Annotated in this window: 16 protein-coding genes; 6 read left to right on the forward strand and 10 right to left on the reverse strand. The window is 57.1% G+C overall.

Features of this window, described 5'->3' with window-relative positions; genetic code table 11:
- Positions 1 to 22: 22 nt before the first annotated feature.
- The gene (locus B1526_RS09055) at positions 23 to 187 is read right to left on the reverse strand and encodes a hypothetical protein (protein WP_157908670.1); all 165 of its coding nucleotides are present in this window, start codon (positions 185 to 187) and stop codon (positions 23 to 25) included.
- A 236-nt stretch (positions 188 to 423) separates the two neighbouring features.
- Here B1526_RS09055 and B1526_RS02305 point away from each other — a divergent pair, with 236 nt between their 5' ends.
- Positions 424 to 1,503: an iron-containing alcohol dehydrogenase family protein gene (locus B1526_RS02305; protein WP_095614502.1), complete on the forward strand. Its 1,080-nt coding sequence runs from the start codon at positions 424 to 426 to the stop codon at positions 1,501 to 1,503.
- 129 nt (positions 1,504 to 1,632) lie between these two features.
- Here the strand turns inward: B1526_RS02305 and B1526_RS02310 are convergent, their stop codons facing one another.
- Positions 1,633 to 3,654: an acyltransferase family protein gene (locus B1526_RS02310; RefSeq protein ID WP_095614503.1), complete on the reverse strand. Its 2,022-nt coding sequence runs from the start codon at positions 3,652 to 3,654 to the stop codon at positions 1,633 to 1,635.
- A 161-nt stretch (positions 3,655 to 3,815) separates the two neighbouring features.
- Between B1526_RS02310 and B1526_RS02315 the strand changes: the two genes are divergently transcribed.
- Together B1526_RS02315 and B1526_RS02320 are read left to right on the forward strand one after the other, a co-directional pair.
- The gene (locus B1526_RS02315) at positions 3,816 to 4,295 is read left to right on the forward strand and encodes a GNAT family N-acetyltransferase (protein WP_095614504.1); all 480 of its coding nucleotides are present in this window, start codon (positions 3,816 to 3,818) and stop codon (positions 4,293 to 4,295) included.
- Between the two features lie 16 nt (positions 4,296 to 4,311).
- On the forward strand, positions 4,312 to 4,482 hold the full coding sequence (locus B1526_RS02320; protein WP_235606992.1) for a Txe/YoeB family addiction module toxin: 171 nt from the start codon (positions 4,312 to 4,314) through the stop codon (positions 4,480 to 4,482).
- A gap of 18 nt (positions 4,483 to 4,500) precedes the next feature.
- Here B1526_RS02320 and B1526_RS02325 read toward each other — a convergent pair whose 3' ends face one another.
- The 8 genes from B1526_RS02325 to B1526_RS08945 form a co-directional block, all read right to left on the reverse strand.
- Complete coding sequence (locus B1526_RS02325; protein WP_235606993.1) at positions 4,501 to 5,037, reverse strand: Fic family protein; 537 nt, start codon at positions 5,035 to 5,037, stop codon at positions 4,501 to 4,503.
- A 17-nt stretch (positions 5,038 to 5,054) separates the two neighbouring features.
- A complete protein-coding gene (locus B1526_RS02330; protein ID WP_235606994.1) occupies positions 5,055 to 5,594 on the reverse strand; it encodes a Panacea domain-containing protein in 540 nt (179 codons plus the stop codon).
- A 197-nt stretch (positions 5,595 to 5,791) separates the two neighbouring features.
- Positions 5,792 to 8,326 carry a CAP domain-containing protein gene (locus tag B1526_RS02335; protein ID WP_157908671.1) on the reverse strand — a complete coding sequence of 845 codons (2,535 nt, stop codon included), beginning with the start codon at positions 8,324 to 8,326 and terminating at the stop codon, positions 5,792 to 5,794.
- A gap of 749 nt (positions 8,327 to 9,075) precedes the next feature.
- Positions 9,076 to 9,759 carry a pentapeptide repeat-containing protein gene (locus B1526_RS02340; RefSeq protein WP_095614507.1) on the reverse strand — a complete coding sequence of 228 codons (684 nt, stop codon included), beginning with the start codon at positions 9,757 to 9,759 and terminating at the stop codon, positions 9,076 to 9,078.
- A gap of 101 nt (positions 9,760 to 9,860) precedes the next feature.
- Positions 9,861 to 10,211, reverse strand: a complete 351-nt coding sequence (locus B1526_RS02345) for a type II toxin-antitoxin system PemK/MazF family toxin (RefSeq protein ID WP_235606995.1) — start codon at positions 10,209 to 10,211, stop codon at positions 9,861 to 9,863.
- The gene (locus B1526_RS02350; protein WP_095614508.1) at positions 10,198 to 10,491 is read right to left on the reverse strand and encodes a type II toxin-antitoxin system RelB/DinJ family antitoxin; all 294 of its coding nucleotides are present in this window, start codon (positions 10,489 to 10,491) and stop codon (positions 10,198 to 10,200) included. Before B1526_RS02350 ends, B1526_RS02345 begins: the two co-directional genes overlap by 14 nt.
- Before the next feature lie 145 nt (positions 10,492 to 10,636).
- Complete coding sequence (locus tag B1526_RS02355; protein ID WP_095614509.1) at positions 10,637 to 11,395, reverse strand: DUF3427 domain-containing protein; 759 nt, start codon at positions 11,393 to 11,395, stop codon at positions 10,637 to 10,639.
- Positions 11,396 to 11,727: 332 nt separating this feature from the next.
- Positions 11,728 to 11,934: a hypothetical protein gene (locus B1526_RS08945; RefSeq protein ID WP_133088408.1), complete on the reverse strand. Its 207-nt coding sequence runs from the start codon at positions 11,932 to 11,934 to the stop codon at positions 11,728 to 11,730.
- A gap of 131 nt (positions 11,935 to 12,065) precedes the next feature.
- Between B1526_RS08945 and B1526_RS02360 the strand changes: the two genes are divergently transcribed.
- Genes B1526_RS02360 through B1526_RS02370 form a run of 3 tightly spaced genes read left to right on the forward strand, consistent with a single transcriptional unit; the run spans position 12,066 to position 17,396 of the window.
- On the forward strand, positions 12,066 to 13,553 hold the full coding sequence (locus B1526_RS02360) for an ATP-binding protein (RefSeq protein ID WP_095614510.1): 1,488 nt from the start codon (positions 12,066 to 12,068) through the stop codon (positions 13,551 to 13,553).
- Complete coding sequence (locus tag B1526_RS02365; protein WP_157908672.1) at positions 13,546 to 16,401, forward strand: Z1 domain-containing protein; 2,856 nt, start codon at positions 13,546 to 13,548, stop codon at positions 16,399 to 16,401. The genes B1526_RS02360 and B1526_RS02365 overlap by 8 nt, the downstream gene beginning before the upstream one ends.
- Positions 16,401 to 17,396, forward strand: coding sequence for a PD-(D/E)XK motif protein (locus B1526_RS02370; RefSeq protein WP_095614512.1), 996 nt, complete (start codon positions 16,401 to 16,403; stop codon positions 17,394 to 17,396). The genes B1526_RS02365 and B1526_RS02370 overlap by 1 nt, the downstream gene beginning before the upstream one ends.
- Positions 17,397 to 17,398: the final 2 nt, after the last annotated feature.

Consider the following 17,398-nt stretch of genomic DNA (forward strand, 5'->3'; position numbering starts at 1 on the left):
CATCTTGTGCGCGGCGCGCGCATCAGGCGGCCGCCGCCACCCACAGTGTATCGCCGCGCCGCGCCTTTGCCCACCAGTGTTCATTTGGAGACGGTGAGACGGCGCCACGTGCACCGTGTGGACAGACATCTGCGATAATCAAAATCGATAACGTACGAAAAATACAATCGATAACGAAATCATTCATACGTTGATTTATTAGACAGAGTCAACCGTGTGCAACCATTGCATTCCCCCACGGTGAACATTGTTGGGCGTCGTTCATACGATGACCAACACATACGGCGGCCCGCCACAAGCTCTTCCCGCCGTGCCCGCCCACGCACACCCGTTCCACCAGAACACCGGCGCCACGGCACCCACGACCGAACCCATATTCGACAACCATTGCAACACAGCATTGCAGGAAAGAAGAGCTTTTCCATGGCCACCTTCGTCCAAGACACCGATGTCCGCCCCGGCCCGAACCGTTATGTGAGCGATCCGGGGGTCGCCACGATCGTCCCGAAATACCTCGAGGACTATGCGCATCCGGTCATCCTCACCGGCGAGAAGTCGGCGAAGGCGTTCCTCGACTACAACGGCACGGACGAGTTCTTCGCGCCCGCGTTGCGCTATGACGGGTCGTCAAGCGAACGCAACGCGCGCGAACTCGCCGTGCAGGCGAAGGACCTCGACGCGGACGCGATCGTCGCGATCGGCGCCGGCAAGCTTTCGGACACGGCGAAGAACGTCGCGGACATGCTCGGCGTGGACCTCATCATCGTGCCGACGCTCGCATGCGCATGCGCCGCGTACTCACCGTATTCGGTCGACTATGACGACGAGCACCGATTCCTCGGCGTGCCGGTGCATGCAAGGAACAGCATCGCGCTGCTCGTCGACGCGGCGATGATCGCCGAGGCACCGGCGGACAAGTTCGTCGGCGGCATAGGCGACACGCTTGCGAAGTTCTACGAATCCGACCCGGTCTTCGCGCAGGCCGACGACCTGACCGTGTTCGACCGCCTCTCCTGGCACAGCGCGCGCCTCGTACGCGACACGTTGCTCGCGGAAAGCGAACCGGCGCTTGAGGCGCTGCGCGCGGGACGCACCGACGATCCGCATGTGCGCACGCTCATCGACACGATCATCGGTCTGGCCGGCACCGTCGCCGGTTTCGGTGGTGTGCGCGCCCGTGAATCCGGCGCCCACACCGTGCATGACGGCCTGACGCGCATTCCGGGTTCGGCGGCGACGATGCACGGCGAGAAGGTCGCGTACGGCGTCATGGTCCAGCTCGTCACGGAAGGCAAGGAGGACGAGGCGCGCAAGCTGCTGCCGTTCTATGACCGGATCGGCCTGCCGCATTCGTTCAGGCAGATGAACCTGCCATTCACCGACGAGAACCTCCACACGGTCGCCGAATTCGCCGCCGCCGATGGCTCGCCGTTCCACGCGGCCGTGCCGGGCGTGACCGCCGGACAGATCATCGATGCGATGAGGACCGTCGAGGCCTTCTGACGCATACACCCACGCCGTCTGTTTCGCAGCATACGCTAGATGCCTGTTGCGCAGTGCGGTACGGTGGCAGGCCGTAGCGTACCGCACTGCGAAACAGGCGCACCGGGCATCATGCTTGCCGCATCTGGTTCACTTGCCGCACAGCGCCTTACGGATGAGCTCGCCGTAGGCCTGCTGGCCGGCCTCGGTCAGATGTGTGCCGTCATCCAACAGGTATTCGCTATGGCCTTCGCTTGCGCCATGCCAATCGATGATGCCGACATTGCTGTTCTTCGCCGCATACTCCCTGAGGACCTCGTTGTTCATGTCCTGCATCGGGTAGGGGCAGCGGATCGTCACGAAATACACCGGCTTCCCGTTCGCCGAGTCGATGAGCGTCTGCACGGTCGAGGGGTCGCGGATCAGACTGTTCGTGCCGAGCGCATAGATGATGACGCTGCCGTCATGGCCGGCCGCGACGTCCTGCGCGTATATGTCCTGTCCGACATACAGCTGCCGGCTCACGGCACCGTCGATATACGAGTTCGGCAGCATCTGCTGCAGGACCGGCGCCGCACCCGCCGTGACCGAATCACCGATCATGATCATGTCCGCGTCGCATGTGCCGGCGGCCTCATCACAATGCCACCGCTGCCAGTCGAGATTGGCGGGCACCTTCTCCGCCTGCGGGCCCTGCGGCTGAGCCGATTCGGAAGGCTGTGCCGAGGGCTGCGCCTGCTCCCCCGCGTTCGCATCGGTCGTGCCGGAAGGCGAAGGCTTCGGCTTGGCGCTCGCCGTGACGGCCGTCTCGGGGCGCAGCTGCTGTGCGCGGGCCGTCGCGATCCGCTGCCATGGGACCGGCGCGAACGCCAAGAAGGCCACGCACACCGCCATCACCGCGCATGTCACACGGCTTGCGATGCCGAAGCGGATTGAGGGGCCTTCAATCAGACGGTAGAACACCTCGCCCACGATGAGGATCACGATCAGCTGCACAACCGGCTCCCACCATGCCAATGCACGTGTGCGCGTCGCCGGGTTCATGATGAGGATGATCGGATAATGCACGAGATAGATCGAGAACGAACGCCCGCCCAGATACGTGAGCGGCTTGCACGCGAGCACGCGCGAGACGATGCACGAAGGACGCTGCACAAGGGCGACGGTGACGGCCACGATGGCCGCGAACAGCCAGTAGCCGCCCCGGTACAGGAACGCGCTTTCCCCATTGCAGCACACCGACGCCACGACAATCACCACAAGACATGCCACAGCTGCAACATTCGCGGTGATGCCCTGCGAGATGTCTGGGGCGTCATTGCGTCGAGCGGCGTGCGCCGGTGCATTGGCTCCGCGGCCGCCACGGTCATTGTCGCCATTCGAACTTATGCGCCTCGGGCGCGCAGGCTTGCGGAACCATTCCAACACCATCGCCGCGAGCGCGCCGGTGAGCAGTTCGGCCGCACGCGTGTCGGTGCCGTAATACACGCGCGTCGTCCCCTCACCATTGCGGTACAGCACGGCCATGAGCACCGTCGACAACAATGCGAGCACGAATGTGATACCAATGAACACAGTGAGACGGGCAGGCCGCGGCTTGCGCCGCACGAACGCCGAGATCATCGCGACGAGCACCGGCCATACGATATAGAACTGCATCGTGACACCGAGGAACCACAGTGGCGTGAGCGGCGAAGGCAATCCGGCCGCTTCGAAATACGAGACCTTGCGGAAGATGTTCGCCCAGTTCTCATAGAACAACGCGCCGGGAAGCGCATCGGCCTGCACTTTCGGCAACAGGCTCGGGCTCCACAGGTAGATCGCGACCGCGGTGACCGTGATGATCGACAATGTCGGGACGACGAGGCGTTTGAGCCGCTTGACAAGATACGACCCGTAGGAGAACACGCCGTTCGCCAAGGCCCGCAGGATGCTGCGCGTGATGAGGAACCCGGTGAGCACGAAGAAGACCGTGACACCAAGAAAACCGCCTTGCAGCATCGAAGGACGCATATGGTAGAGCACGATGCCGATGATCGCGAGCGCCCTCAACCCTTCCAATGCGGCGTTTTTGGGCCGCTTCGCCTTCGTGCCGTCCGACTGGCCGACCGTCGGACCGTTCACATGCACACCGTTCACCTGTGTGTGGCGTTCCACCCGATGTCCTCCCATATGCTGAACCATAATGTCCCTAGAATGTTCTCGTATTGACTCTCTTCTGTACGGTCAATATATCCGCTTCGCGCGACACGCGCGGGCATGCGCCCACAGCACCATTCACGACCGTCGCCGCCTATGCTTTTTTATTCCTCCCCGTATCTACGATGAGAGGCATGACGACACAAACGATCCGCCGCGCACAAGCCACCGACGCGGACGCCATCATGCGCCTGCTCCATCAGGTCAACGACGTGCACGCGCACGGCCGCCCCGACCTGTTCATCGAAGGCAAGACGAAATACACAACCGACGAACTCGCGCACATCATCGCCGACGATGCGCGTCCGATATTCGTCGCGACCGACGATGACGACACGGTCGTCGGTTACGCGTTCTGCGTCGACGAGGACCATACGGACGCGAACAACCTGCAGCCGATCCGCACACTGTACATCGACGACATCTGCGTCGACGAAGCCGCGCGCGGCAAGCATGTGGGCACCGCACTGTACGAACATGTCCTCGACCATGCGCGCGCACACGGCCACCACAATGTGACGCTCAACGCGTGGGCCGCGAACCCGGCCGCCGTCACATTCTACGAACATCTCGGCATGAGTGTCTACAAATACGGCATGGAACAGATCCTGTAACGCTTCCGCCGCGATTGTGCCCGTTCGCGTCGACCCCTTCGAGGGCATCGGCAAACCCGAACCGCTGCAATGGGATTTCGCAGGCGCGTGGTCGCGGCGCATCAGCGAGAAGCACCGCATCATCTATATGCCCAAAGCGAACATGGTCGTCGTGCTCTCATGCCGTGAGCATTACAAGGATTCCTAATCCTCCACCAACGCGGCGCTACTCCACCCACACCGCGTGGTCGCGCACGAATGCGGCAAGGTCGTCCGCGCTGCCGCGTCCGGTGACGATGTCCTGCACCCACTGGTACAGCTCGTTGTCCGCCGCGTCCTCGGCGTCCTTGGCGCGCACGTCCCAACCGTGCATCTTCAGAATCGCGAGCGCCATCTTCACCGCAGTGCGTTTGTTGCCGTCGGGGAAGATATGGTCTTTCGCGAACCGTGTCGCGAAATCGGAGATCTGCGCGAAGATGTCCGCGTACCGTTCGCGCGGGGCGACACCGAAGAAGGTGAGGAACGTCGAACCGAGCACCGACTGCACACGTCCGAGGATCCTCTCGTCGACCGTCGCCGGAGCGGTCGCCGTGATGTCAAGTCCGGTTCCGCGTATCGTGTCGATGTACACTTCGAAAACCGATTCCGCGAGCGCATCCATACGCATCTGCTTGCCGTCGAGTTCGATCGGTTCCGCACATCGTTCCATCTGTTGTTCCACGTCCTGCTTTCCGTTCCGTCGCTCCATGTTCCGTCGTGCCATGTTCCACCCCTTCGTCGTCATGAACGCTCCAACAGACGCAGCGCGTTCGGGTATGCGTGAGTCACGTCGGCGACACAGTGCGCGAGCGTATGCGTCGGCACTGCGCGCCGCATATCCGCCGATGTGAGGATGTCGTCGATGCTGACATATGCGCTGCCGTGTGCACGTGCGCGCGACCATGCGCCGTCATCCGCGCTCGACAACGCGAGCAGATCGACCGCGGTGAGCGGTGCGCACCTCCCCACGACATGCGCGATGATGGCTTCGGCATCATCGTTGAGCGGTTCCTCCTGCCATTCGTCGCGCTCACGGACCATACGAAGCCCGAAGTGTTCGTACGCTTCCCACACGTGCGGCACGACGGGTCCGCATTCGCCGACCGTGACCCCATCCGTGAACAGCGGCGCATCCACGCGTCGCAGTGCGGCGACCTGACACCAGTAGACGAGCAGGTTGAGTTTGAGGTTCGTCAGGAAATACGTGTCCCCGTATGACGCGATGATGCGCCGCGCGATGCGCAGTGCGGGAATCGGGGCCGCCGTTGTGTCATGTGTCATTGATGTTCATGATGCGCCGATGTTGGTACAAGGATGTCGATTCGAGCCATCCGACGATGTTCGGCGGGATACAAAAGCGGCCGCTTGTGCTGCACACGGAGGTGCTGCACAAGCGGCCGTCGTATCCGGCATGCGCGACCGACCACCGTCGGCGGCGTGCATGCGGTTGCAGCAATGCCCGGCGGTTCAGCCGTGCATCAGGCGCGGCGGCGCGAGACGACACCCAAGCCGATGCCGGCGGCGAGCGTCGCCGCAGCGAGCCACACAATCGCGGCGGAATCGGCGCCGGTCGCGGAGAGCGGCACGCCGCCGGTGCTTGCCGTGTTCGCACCGGTCTTCGTAGCGGCGGCGCCAGTCGCGGCATTGCCGTGCTGCGACGTGGACGTTACCGTCGAAGTTGCCGTCGTCGTGTTCGGCTTGACGATGATGTCAATCACGGTGTTGTCCGCCTTGTCGGCGTCGGCGACGGCCTTCGCGTAGGCGTCCTTGGCGGCCTTGAGATCCTTGTTCGCATGTTCGAGCTTGGCTTGCGCATCGGCGAGCGCCTTGTCGGCCGCGGTCTTCGCATCGGCGGCCTTGTCATGCTCCGCAAGTGCGGCGTCGACCGCCTCGCTTGCGTCGGCCTGCTTCGCCTTGGCGTCGGCGAGCGCCTTGTCGGCGGCATCCTTCGCGGCTTGTGCCTCGGCGAGCTTGTCCTGCGCGTCCTTGAGGGCGGCCTTCGCGTCGGCGACGGCCTGTTCAAGGTCGGCGGGCGAAGCGTCTTTCTTGGCCTGGTCGAGTCGGGCCTCAGCGTCGGCAAGCGTCTTCTTGGCGGCATCCACGGCCTTGACGTCGCTTTCGTGCTGCGCCTTCGCGTTGGCCGCTTCCGTCCTGGCGGTGTCAAGCGCGGTGTTCGCTGCGTCGAGCGCCTTCTGGTCCTGCTCAGCCTTGGCCTTGGCGGCTGCGAGGCGGGCCTCATAATCGGCCTGGTCCTTGTCCGCCTGCGCCTTGAGCGCTTCGTAGGCCGCCTGCGCGTCCTTCGCCTTCTTGTCGGCTTCAAGATACGCGTCACGTGCCTTGACGGCTTCGTCATGCGCGGCGGTCGCCGCAGCGACTGCCTTGTCGTACGCATCGGATGCGGTCTTCGTGTTCGCCTTGGCCTCATTGAGCTTGGCAAGGGCCGATTTGTAGGCCTCAGGTGCATTCTTGAGACCGTTATAGTAGGTGTCGAACGCGGCCTTGTAGTCCTCGACGGATTGGTCGGTCGGCGAGGTCCAGCTCTGGGTCTCCATTGCATCGACAATGCCCCAGACGCCGTTCGGGTCGGTGTTCGTTGCAACGCCCATGACGGTGTCGTTGGGGTCGATGATGTTCAAATAGTGCCCGACCTGCATGAACAGATCAGGATACTTCATGTACACCTGTGATGGCGAAAGCGTCGCCAATTCCGGGTTCTTCTTGACCTCGGCATCCCAGATTTCCTTTTCTGAATACCAACGGTCAACCGGGTTGCCGCCGCCCCATGCAAGGTTCTCGGCGGTTGCGAACTGATTCGAATGCGCGATATGGTCCTTCGACCAATCGGCGTTGGCCTGCGCCATGGCCATGAGGGTATCCGAGACCTGATAAGGCTTCAAGCCATGCTTGGCACGGTAGTCGTTGACTGTACTGACCCAGCTCAGGGCATAGGCCATGTTCTTCAGGCTTGTCGCATCGTTTTCGTCACCCAGCTTGATAGCGTCGATGTACTTGGTTGTCTCCGGGTTCGTCAGGACATCGATTGCATCCTTGGCCCCACGGGATTCGAAGAACCCAAGGGAGCCACGCTTGATCTGCCTTTGTGCATCGTCGGCAGCGGTCTTGGCCGCATCGGCATTGTTCTGCGCCGTGGCCTGCGCGGCCGTCGCAGCGTCACGGGCCTGTTCCGCGGTCGTCTTGGCGGCGTCGGCATTGTCCGCCGCAGCGGCCTTGCCGTCGGCTGTCTCCTGTGCCTTCTTCGCATCGGCCGCGGCTTGTTCGGCCGCCTTTCGTGCCGCTTCAAGGTTCTTGACGCTGTCGGGCACATTGGCTTCGATATCGGTGACGGCCTTGTTCGACGCGTCGAGCTGCTTCTGGGCGGCATCGGCCTTCGTCTGCGCCTGCGCCTGCGCGTCGGCGGTATCGGCGGCCTTCTTCGCGGACGCGTCAGCGGTGTCCTGTGCGGTCTTGAGCGCATCCTTGGCGTCATCAAGTGCGGCGTTCGCTTCCTCGATCGCCTTGTCCGCCGCAGCCTGGTCGAAGGAGTCGAGCTTCTGCTGCGCCTCGTTGACGTCGTTCGTCAGCGCATCCACGGTGTTCTGATTGGAGGTGACGTCCGCAGCGGCCTTGTCCGCGTTGGCGGACGCGTTCGCGACATCGTTGTTCGCCGCAGCGAGGGTGTCGTTCGCCTGATCAAGCTTCGCCTGCGCGGCGTTCAGCGCGTCGGCAGCGGTCTGCTGCGCCGCTTTGGCCGCGTCGGTGTCGGTCTGCGCCTGGTTCACGACCTGCTGTGCAGCAGTGACGTTTTCCTTCGCCTGTTCGACCGCGGATTTGGCGGTATCGGTCTGCTGGGTGGCTTCGTTGGCGTTCGCGTTCACCGTCTCGTTCGTGGCGATGGCATCCGGATTGGTCGCGGCCGCCTCGTCCGCCATGGCGGGGGCGACGCCGCCCACAAGTGTGGCCGCTGTGGCGATTGTGGCGATCGACGCCTTGAGCATCGTGTGATGGTCGTTCATCGAAGTACGCTCCTTCGAGGTAATCGTGGTATCGGCATCAAGGGCGCGCATAAAACGTTCGCTATGCCGTGGTGCTGTGTGTGACATATCTGTTGCATCCTTTCCTATGCAATCCGCATTGTCGTGTGGTCGTATCGTTTCCTTTCGCGCATCCCCCGACGGATGCGCACGATAACGGGTGTCGTCGTTGCCGTATCACGCTCCTTGGAATCATGCCCTTCGGTTCACGCAATCGCTCGTCGTGGCACAACAGCACTTCGCCACGGCATCTTGGTAGCATCACCACCAAGAATCGGGGTAACACGTCTCATCTCCCGCGATGATTCGATCGCTAACAGCGAATTATAATAAGTAATTCCATTTTCACAAATTCAACACGCGACCATGTATGAGGAAATAATATCCACATCCCGTTTCCCCTGACCGCGACCAACATCGACGACTCTATCTACCCACACCGAAGAAACGGCCATTTTCAAGCGGTTGTTCACACACAGATATCACAATGATATCGCATGTTCGATTGTCAATATCCATATCATTCGGTATTCGACACACCATCGTGCTTCCTCGCATCGGATATCATTTCACTTCGATTGTTTGCAGCGTTTTCTCATATGTTGACCACGAGAACACCCGATTGTGACCCCATCGTGAACATTCATTTGGTCACAACCGTGTTGCGCGCACCCGTTCCGCACTGCGGTACGCTACGGCACCTCTCACCGTACCGCCGCGTATGTTATGCATCAATCCGTGCGTATGCCGAGGCTCGCGGCGAACGCGGCGGCGAGGTCGGCGATCTGGTCGAGCGACATCGTGGTTCCGCGCAAATACTCAACACCCTCAATACGGCGTAGTTGCGCGCCACGCAGATCGACATCGCCGACTGTGGCATGCTGCAGATTGATTGATTCGATACGCGTGCCCGGGAATGCCACGCGGGTCAATTGCGCGCCGACGGCGTCGAATTCGTCGATCACACAGTCGACGAACCGCACGTCGCGCCATATGGCGTCGCGCAGATTGAGATAGCCGATATGGCAGTCGTGTATCTCGACCGAACGCATCGATGATTCCATCGCGGCGAACGATCCGAAACGGCAGCCCGTGAACGAGCAGTCCGCGAATCCCGCGCCGGCCGCATGCAGTTGCGCGACGCCGCAAGCCGCGAACATCGTGTGGCTGATATGCGCACGGTCGAGCGTCAGCGACGACGCTTGGGATTGTTCGAACACACAGTCCAGGAACGTGGCGAGCTGCGCGTCAAGCTCATCCCCGTGCTGGTCGAAGAAACGTGCGGAATCGTAGGAGCCCTCCCGTTCCAACAACGACAGCCGTGCCTCATACAGATGGCCTGCAGGCTCAAAGCGCGCGATATTCGGCGCTTTCGTCCCATTCGTCGTTGTCGCACGCGTCGCAGGTTTGCTCATGCCGTCAGCCTATAGCGTTCCCACGATTCAGGCATCGCTTTTGCCCCATTCCCCGCCAGTCGCCACTTTGCCGGATGATTCGCTAGTCGAACTTGTTATATTCATTCACCAGACTCAAACCTTACCAAGGCCATGGTGGATGAGATGCGCTGAGCATCATAAGCCGTCAAACTCCCCAGCATTCGCTTCAAGTCCATGAATTCGAACTTGAACTCTTGCGAACAGCGAGCCACCGAAGGCTTCAAAAGACCCTCTTGAGTCCAATCCTCGAGCAGCACATCAGTAGCTCCCTGATAATTCGTATTACTGGTTATCTTGACGACTATTCCTGCCAAACCATCAGATTCCAAATCTGTGATCACGACGGGCCGAACCTTCCCGACGCCTGGATGGTCGGTAAATTCCACCCACATCAACCACACCTCATACAACTGTAATTCAGAGGTTGTCATACACATCATCCTCGGGATCATCCCATTCGGATGGCAGCACTATGCGACCGGTTTCAGGATTCCTCGGCATCGTTTTAGCGGTTGTGTTTGCCCCAGCCGCACGCCCGGCCGCATCCATATGCGCTTTCCGCACAGAAGGGGTAAAAGGCATCCCGCCATCACGGATGGACTGCTTGAGGAACATGTTGACCGCCGAACTCAGGCTCAGCCCCATCTCCTCATATAAAGCAGACGCGCGCCTTTTCACGTCGTCATCAACATTCGCGACCACTTTCGCCATTCTGCACACCTCCTTTACAAGTACACACAATGACTTCTATTCGATATCCAAACGTTGTCATTCTATCACTGGAATGACTCTATCCACAATCTGATTACACGAATCAAGTTCCAGCCCGCACGCAAATCATCGGCGCCTTGTCCGGTCATGGTTCAAGCCTGTCCGTCAGGTGCTGGTACAACTCCGCGCTCAACGGCTTCGTCAGCCGCAGATCCATCTCGACGAGCCTGACCGTTTCGCCATTGTTGTCGCGCACCGTCTCCCGCATGTTCGCGCACGACCCGACACGGCCGACGTAGTAGTACATCTTGAGTTTCTCGGCGTCCGCCTTGCGCATGACGAACAATGGAATGAAATGCGTCGCGGACCAATCGTCACTGCTTATCCCCTGCTCCATCCATTCGATCTCACGCGATTTGAAACTGCGTTTGTCCTTGCTGAACCAATGCATCTCCTGGGGATTGAGGAAACGGTCCGCGTACTGGCTGTTCGCGTATTTGACGAACACCGGCATGCTCCCCTCATCTTTGGGAAGCAGATAGCCGCCGACACTACTGCCGTTGATCTGCTTGGGCCATCCGAGCAGCCGTTCCACCTCGAACATCTTGTATCGATGCTTATAGACGAATCCGCGATCGTCCTGCAAGGAATGGCCGGTTTTGGTGGATTCCTCTAGCAAATCCGCGAATCGTTTCAGACCGGTACGCACATTGTCGACAAAGAACCGTCGGAACGTATCGTTGCCATTGAGCATCGCCGCGAACTCGAGCGCGAGGCCGACACCATCCGCCGCGCGTACGATGAGCGCACGCTCACCATACGATTTCTTCATGGGGCCGTCGACGAACGACCAATCGAGCACTCGGAGCGCCGATTCGAACTGGGCGTCGGTATGGTATGCCATCGGAAACCACTGCACGACCGCTTCCTTCAATGTATCAATTAAGTACTCATTAGTTCACAATCAAGCATGCCCATACTCCCCTATTCATCCTCTTTTCTATACGTATACATTGAGCAATCTTCCGACTTCAGTTTTTTCATCATGAATTCACCAAAACGATAAAAACTCATCTTTTTGATGACTTCTGGCTCCTTTTGATAAATTTCAGCAACCAGACACAATCCATCTTCCCCTGATGTAAAAGCATTTTGTTCCGCCGAGGACACAAAACGGACAGCAAGACAGTAATTATTGTTATATGTAAATCCATCCCAACGTGCATCAAATATTTGTTACCTTGAATGATTAATCGAATTCTCGATTATTTTATCCGGATCTTCATATAAATCAAAATGATAAGGAGCATCACTCTCTTCCAAAGCCTCTCTAAGCATGAAACCAAACGACGTTCCTTTTGGCATTTGGAAAGCGCATATGTTATGCGCCAACAGCCCCAATGCGGTCCATTCTATGAAACCATTCCTTTCACGTGGAGTCACGACTCCCCCTTTCTCGACATGACCATGCCAACTTATTCAAGAGAGCATAGCAAATATGGGGAAGTCCTGCACATATGCTCGATGTGTACCATGTGTCAAAGCTAGATATTCCAAAAGAGAAGGAACCCATCATGCCCGAGATACTATGCGAACCGGATCCGACGCTGATGGAGTCCATGCGATCAGTTGGGTACGACCTTAATACGGCCGTTGCTGATGTCATCGATAATTCAATCGCCGCGGATGCCCGCAATATCGACATCTACTACCACGACTATGGTGAAGAGCCGTTCATCGCCATCGTCGACGATGGCAGAGGGATGGACCGCGGTACAGCGATCCGCGCCATGCAGCTTGCCGGTAACAACACATCAACTGACCGCAGCGCTCAGGACCTTGGTCGTTTTGGCCTCGGCTTGAAGACGGCTTCGTTGTCACAGGGAAGATCGCTGACACTTGTTTCCCGGCAGGAAGGCTCCTATGCCGCATTTCGTTGGGACCTCGACAGGTTGGCCCAATCCAAGTCATGGTCATTGGAAGAGTTGTCCGAGCCCGAAATCATTAGATCGCTCCCAAACAAAGTCAGGGATGCCTTGCCCACAAGACATGGAACCTGCGTACTATGGCGTAATCTTGACCGGCTGAACAGCATCCTTGGGAAAACCGTGGCCGACCTAGACAAGGCCATGTCCGACCTTGCAGACTACTTGGCTCTGGTATTCCATAGGTACCTATACCCATACCACGATGACCCTGTGAATCAAATTCATATCCGAATCAACAATGATGATGTTCCGCGGCGTGATCCCTTCCTCGTCAATAACCCCGCCGTGCAGAAGGCTCCCCCACAACTCATCGAGGGGACCGATGCCGTTCTCTACGGTTACACCCTCCCCTACCAGAACCGTCTCACTGATGAAGATCGCTCATTGTTGGGACTATCCGAAGAACGAGGCAAGACACTGTTCGACACTCAGGGGTTCTATATCTATCGCGCCTATAGACTCATCACATGGGGCAGCTGGTATCGGATGATGGCACGGTCCGACATCAACAAACTATGCCGAGTACGCATAGACATCCCCAACACGTTGGATTCCCAATGGGCTCTCGACATCAAGAAATCTACCGCCACTCCCCCGAAAATTGTACGCGATGCCATGCGTAGATTCGCGAAATCATTGGCAAAACCAAGTCGCAAGGTTCAGCAATTCCGCGGTCGGAAAATCAACAAGGATCCCCGGGCGCAAATGTGGTCGCTCATACAAGAGCGTAATCATGAGTTCCGATATGAAGTGAATCAAGCCAATCCTTATATCGAGTCCTTCGTTCGTACTCTGACGCCTGAGCAACGGCGCAATTTTGAGACTATGATGGCGTCGCTCGCCTCAACATTGCCCTATGAAGATATGCAAACACGTTTTGCCATGGATGAGCGAGTTGGCGTGACCGATGCGTTGGACGATCAACTTCGTACCAGTGCCCAAGAATTCTGGATGCTCAATATGATGGTCACTCATTTGACGCCAGAGGAATTTGTGCAAAGATATAAGGACAGCGAACCGTTCTCTTTGTCAAAGAATGCCGAACGCATATTGGAGGAGGTCTGTCATGGGTGACAGTGGTTATGTGCAACGCATCAAAGAACTTGAACGTTTTCTTACATTATTTCTGACACCTTCGCAGGACGATGGAGCCACAATAGATGACATGCAAATCTTCTCCACGATTCCTGTGCTCGCCGAAAGGAAAGGTATCAAACTTACCGACGACCAAGTTCGTCAAGTATTCCGCAATGTGCGCCAAGCTCTCAATCTGCAGATTGACACTGGGAGCATCACCATACGCAATGAAAATGCGCAATGGCATCCTTGGCTTTCCGAAATGAGCGAGCTCCCCACGCCTCATACCGATGCGTACTATCAATATCTGTTCAATGATCAAGATGCAATGTACACGCAGCTTGACAAAGACACCAACAACATAATGAATCTCTTGTCGGATCCGCGGGAATCGTCCGCCCCCATCAGCCGGAAAGGTCTGTTGCTCGGTGACGTACAGTCAGGTAAGACACGCACGTACATGGCATTGATGAACAAAGCCGTTGACCGTGGATACAAACTCGTCATCGTGCTCACCAGTGACAACGAGAAGCTTCGTAAGCAGACCCAGGACCGTATTGACACGGACTGCATTGGTCTGAAGAGAGGCAAATACGTCGGTGTCGGTGAATACTTGCCAAAGGGTGAGCATCTACAATGCCTCACCAACATGGAAGATGATTTTGCGACACGTTCGAAGCAGGCATTTGACAATATGCCCCGGCCGAACTGGCGAAGCAGGCCACTTCTCGCAGTGATGAAGAAGAATGGCAGCGTACTCAAAAAATTCATCGAATGGCTGGACAATGATGACTTCACGAAGGATATTCCGATACTGATCATCGACGACGAAAGCGACTATGCTTCCGTCAACTCCAGTAAAATCGGCGCAGATCCTACTGCCATCAACGCATTACTTCGCCGACTGTGTTCCATCAGCACGCGAACCTCCTATGCGGCGGTCACAGCGACACCATTCGCCAATATTTTCATTGATGATGAAGAGGCTGAAGATCTCTTCCCGGAGGATTTCATCTACATTCTCCCCACTCCAGCGGAGTATATCGGCGTGCTCAAGATTTTTGGCAATCGCAATGAAGAGGATGCGGCGGAAAACGATCAACCCGAAGGCCTACCAGCTGAATCGCCCGTTCGCCTCCTTGACCAGGACTCTCTAGGTCACTGGCTGCCGCTCATTCATAAAAAAACGTTTTCGTTCGAGGAGCAAAGGCCAAACACCAGCACCGAACTGCAAACCACTGAGGACAGTGTCGATGATCTGCTGGATGCGCAGGTCCGTCATGCCATCAACTGTTTCCTGATAGCTTGCATTTTGCGACCGGATGGTATTCATAAGCGGCAGTCCATGCTGATTCACATGTCACGTTTCCAAGATGTGCAACAGCAAATTGCCGACCGTGTATATCTCTATATCGAATCACTGAACAACGCTCTCCGTTTTCACGCCAATTCATCTGCCAATCTTGATCCACGCATACAATCGCTCCATGCTTCCTTCGATGAGGAATATGCAGCATATGCCAGCCAACACGGCAAGTCATGGGAGGATGTGCTGCATGATCTCAAAAGACTGATACGCGACAACCGTGTCGTCGTTCGACTCGAGAACTCCACATCAGACGATTGGAATCATCTCCACGGCGCCGGCAATGAAGATGATCAAGAGGAAGATTCCAATGAGTGCACTATCTATGTTGGAGGCAATCAACTGTCTCGTGGCATGACATTACGAGGTCTTATCTGCAGTATTTTCTATCGTCAGGTCACTGCAGCCGATACGCTACTCCAGATGGGTCGTTGGTTTGGATACCGTCCCAATTACGAGGAGCTGCAACGAGTTTGGCTGCTTCCACAGACGGTTGCGGATTTCAAATATTCCGGCTCCATCATCGAGGACATCAAGGCGACTGCGCGTGATATCCAAAAACGACACGGCACCCCTAAGCAATTCGGTATTGCAGTCCGGAAGAATCCAAGCACCGGCGTCCGCATCACAAATCCTGCGAAAATGCGGCACGCCGAAGAAGGACAGGGAATTGATTTCGACCTCGAGAACCTCATCATCGAGTCTGTGAAGCTCAGTACAAAGACCGAGATAAGCCAGACCAACAACGAGGCATTCTCACAACTGCTGCAAACGATACTCTCTGATGATGCCGTGGCACACAGCACAGATCCCAAAGGCAACACAGTAGTGTTCGAAGGTGTACCCGCCAATGCAATCGCGTCATTCCTTCAACGGTATCGTGCGGGATACGGTGACACCTATTTCGGCAAGACGCTACTCCATTACAGAAACATGGATCCTCGCGAGCTTGAGACAACAATGGCTCAGCAATTCGCGCAGACACAACATGATGAACGTCCTGATCTGACATGGAACGTCGCCTTCATGAATGGCAGACTTGGCGCCATCGATGTCCCCTTCCATTGGACAACCATACAACGTGCCTACAAGGAAGATCCCTCCGCTCACATCTACCAAGTCAGCGGCAACAAACTTCGCCTCGGTTCCAAAACCGATGTCGTCAAAGTCGCCCAAGCCATTACAGGGAAGCCAATTACCAGAGAGATTCGAAATGAACGTGACTTCTATGACACCAAATTGTTCGGCGATCATCCAACGCTCATGCTCTACCGTGTCGCGCTCATCAACTCCGCGACCAACGAGGTAGCGTCGATTCCTGACTCCGATGGGCTTCTTGCAGCAAAGATCGTCGTGCCCTCAGACACTCCAGGAAGTCCTACGGGCAGAGGGAAAGCCACCTTCTATCTCAATACGGTCGCTGCACGGCAATTCTATGAGCAGCAACTCCAGCAGGAAGAATTTGAAGGGGAGGATTGATGGCTGATTTCGATAGTGATTCCATTCTCGCCATATGGCGGTCACAAATGCAGGACGACTCTTTGCCTAACAGAGAGCTGGACACTTCCTTGGTGTTGCCACTTGTGGTCGGTGTTGCCGACCACAAGCCTTACATCATGGTGCTATCCAGTGACAAACCGCGTGACGTCAACAGCATGCGTGCAATCACCGTGGCGCTCAATGATCGTCGCCCATCAATCTCCGGTGAAAACTGGGCTTTGGTATTCACATTGGAGGATTGGTCGCTTCGCCACGCCTTCGCCGAATTATGCTCAACATTCGCAGCGCGCATATATGAGGTTGATACCCAGCAGGCGGCACTCGAACAAATATATGCATCCATAAGCCAGTGGAAGCGACTCCTCCAACCATTGGCCGCCGAACAAACAGAGCAGATAGTGCGGGGGGTGGCTGCCGAGCTCATAGCCGCAGTATTCATACAGCGGACAACGAGTATACCGATGGACACCATCATTGATTGCTGGACCGGTCCCCTTGGCGCGCCGCAAGACTTCACGTTCCCCAGTCAGGAATGCGCTTGGGAAGCGAAAGCAATTCACGCGTTCAGCCATGACATCATGATTTCCTCGCCGGAGCAACTGGATACCGCCCAATTCCCCATTCGGCTCGTCACTGTGGAACTGGAGCTCAATACGGAAGATGACGGCAAAGGCATAACCATCTACGATCTCATGCGACGCATATGTGACCTCTCCAAGAATCCGGAAAATGTGCGCACGAAACTAGAAGACGACATCTTCAACGCTGGCTTGCGTATCTATTCGTCATCCGTTCAAGAGACAAGGCTCCTCCCCCACACCGTGTCCATATACGATGTGTGCGACGATTTCCCGCGAGTGATGGCGAGTACGCTGCCATGCGGGATACATGCGCTGACATACAGCATCGACCGCGACGCAATCGAACCGTATAGAATAATGGCAGAAGATGACCCACTGATTATCATGGAGTAATG

The sequence above is a fragment of the Bifidobacterium criceti genome, from assembly GCF_002286935.1.
Taxonomy (GTDB): Bacteria; Actinomycetota; Actinomycetes; order Actinomycetales; family Bifidobacteriaceae; genus Bifidobacterium; species Bifidobacterium criceti.

What these genes read in the sequence shown, in the direction of transcription:
- B1526_RS09055 (WP_157908670.1), bottom strand. Translation starts at nt 187, where the DNA reads ATGAATGATTTCGTTATCGATTGTATTTTTCGTACGTTATCGATTTTG.
- B1526_RS02305 (WP_095614502.1), top strand. Translation starts at nt 424, where the DNA reads ATGGCCACCTTCGTCCAAGACACCGATGTCCGCCCCGGCCCGAACCGT.
- B1526_RS02310 (WP_095614503.1), bottom strand. Translation starts at nt 3,654, where the DNA reads ATGGGAGGACATCGGGTGGAACGCCACACACAGGTGAACGGTGTGCAT.
- B1526_RS02315 (WP_095614504.1), top strand. Translation starts at nt 3,816, where the DNA reads ATGACGACACAAACGATCCGCCGCGCACAAGCCACCGACGCGGACGCC.
- B1526_RS02325 (WP_235606993.1), bottom strand. Translation starts at nt 5,037, where the DNA reads ATGGCACGACGGAACATGGAGCGACGGAACGGAAAGCAGGACGTGGAA.
- B1526_RS02330 (WP_235606994.1), bottom strand. Translation starts at nt 5,594, where the DNA reads ATGACACATGACACAACGGCGGCCCCGATTCCCGCACTGCGCATCGCG.
- B1526_RS02335 (WP_157908671.1), bottom strand. Translation starts at nt 8,326, where the DNA reads ATGAACGACCATCACACGATGCTCAAGGCGTCGATCGCCACAATCGCC.
- B1526_RS02340 (WP_095614507.1), bottom strand. Translation starts at nt 9,759, where the DNA reads ATGAGCAAACCTGCGACGCGTGCGACAACGACGAATGGGACGAAAGCG.
- B1526_RS02345 (WP_235606995.1), bottom strand. Translation starts at nt 10,211, where the DNA reads ATGACAACCTCTGAATTACAGTTGTATGAGGTGTGGTTGATGTGGGTG.
- B1526_RS02350 (WP_095614508.1), bottom strand. Translation starts at nt 10,491, where the DNA reads ATGGCGAAAGTGGTCGCGAATGTTGATGACGACGTGAAAAGGCGCGCG.
- B1526_RS02355 (WP_095614509.1), bottom strand. Translation starts at nt 11,395, where the DNA reads ATGGCATACCATACCGACGCCCAGTTCGAATCGGCGCTCCGAGTGCTC.
- B1526_RS02360 (WP_095614510.1), top strand. Translation starts at nt 12,066, where the DNA reads ATGCCCGAGATACTATGCGAACCGGATCCGACGCTGATGGAGTCCATG.
- B1526_RS02365 (WP_157908672.1), top strand. Translation starts at nt 13,546, where the DNA reads ATGGGTGACAGTGGTTATGTGCAACGCATCAAAGAACTTGAACGTTTT.
- B1526_RS02370 (WP_095614512.1), top strand. Translation starts at nt 16,401, where the DNA reads ATGGCTGATTTCGATAGTGATTCCATTCTCGCCATATGGCGGTCACAA.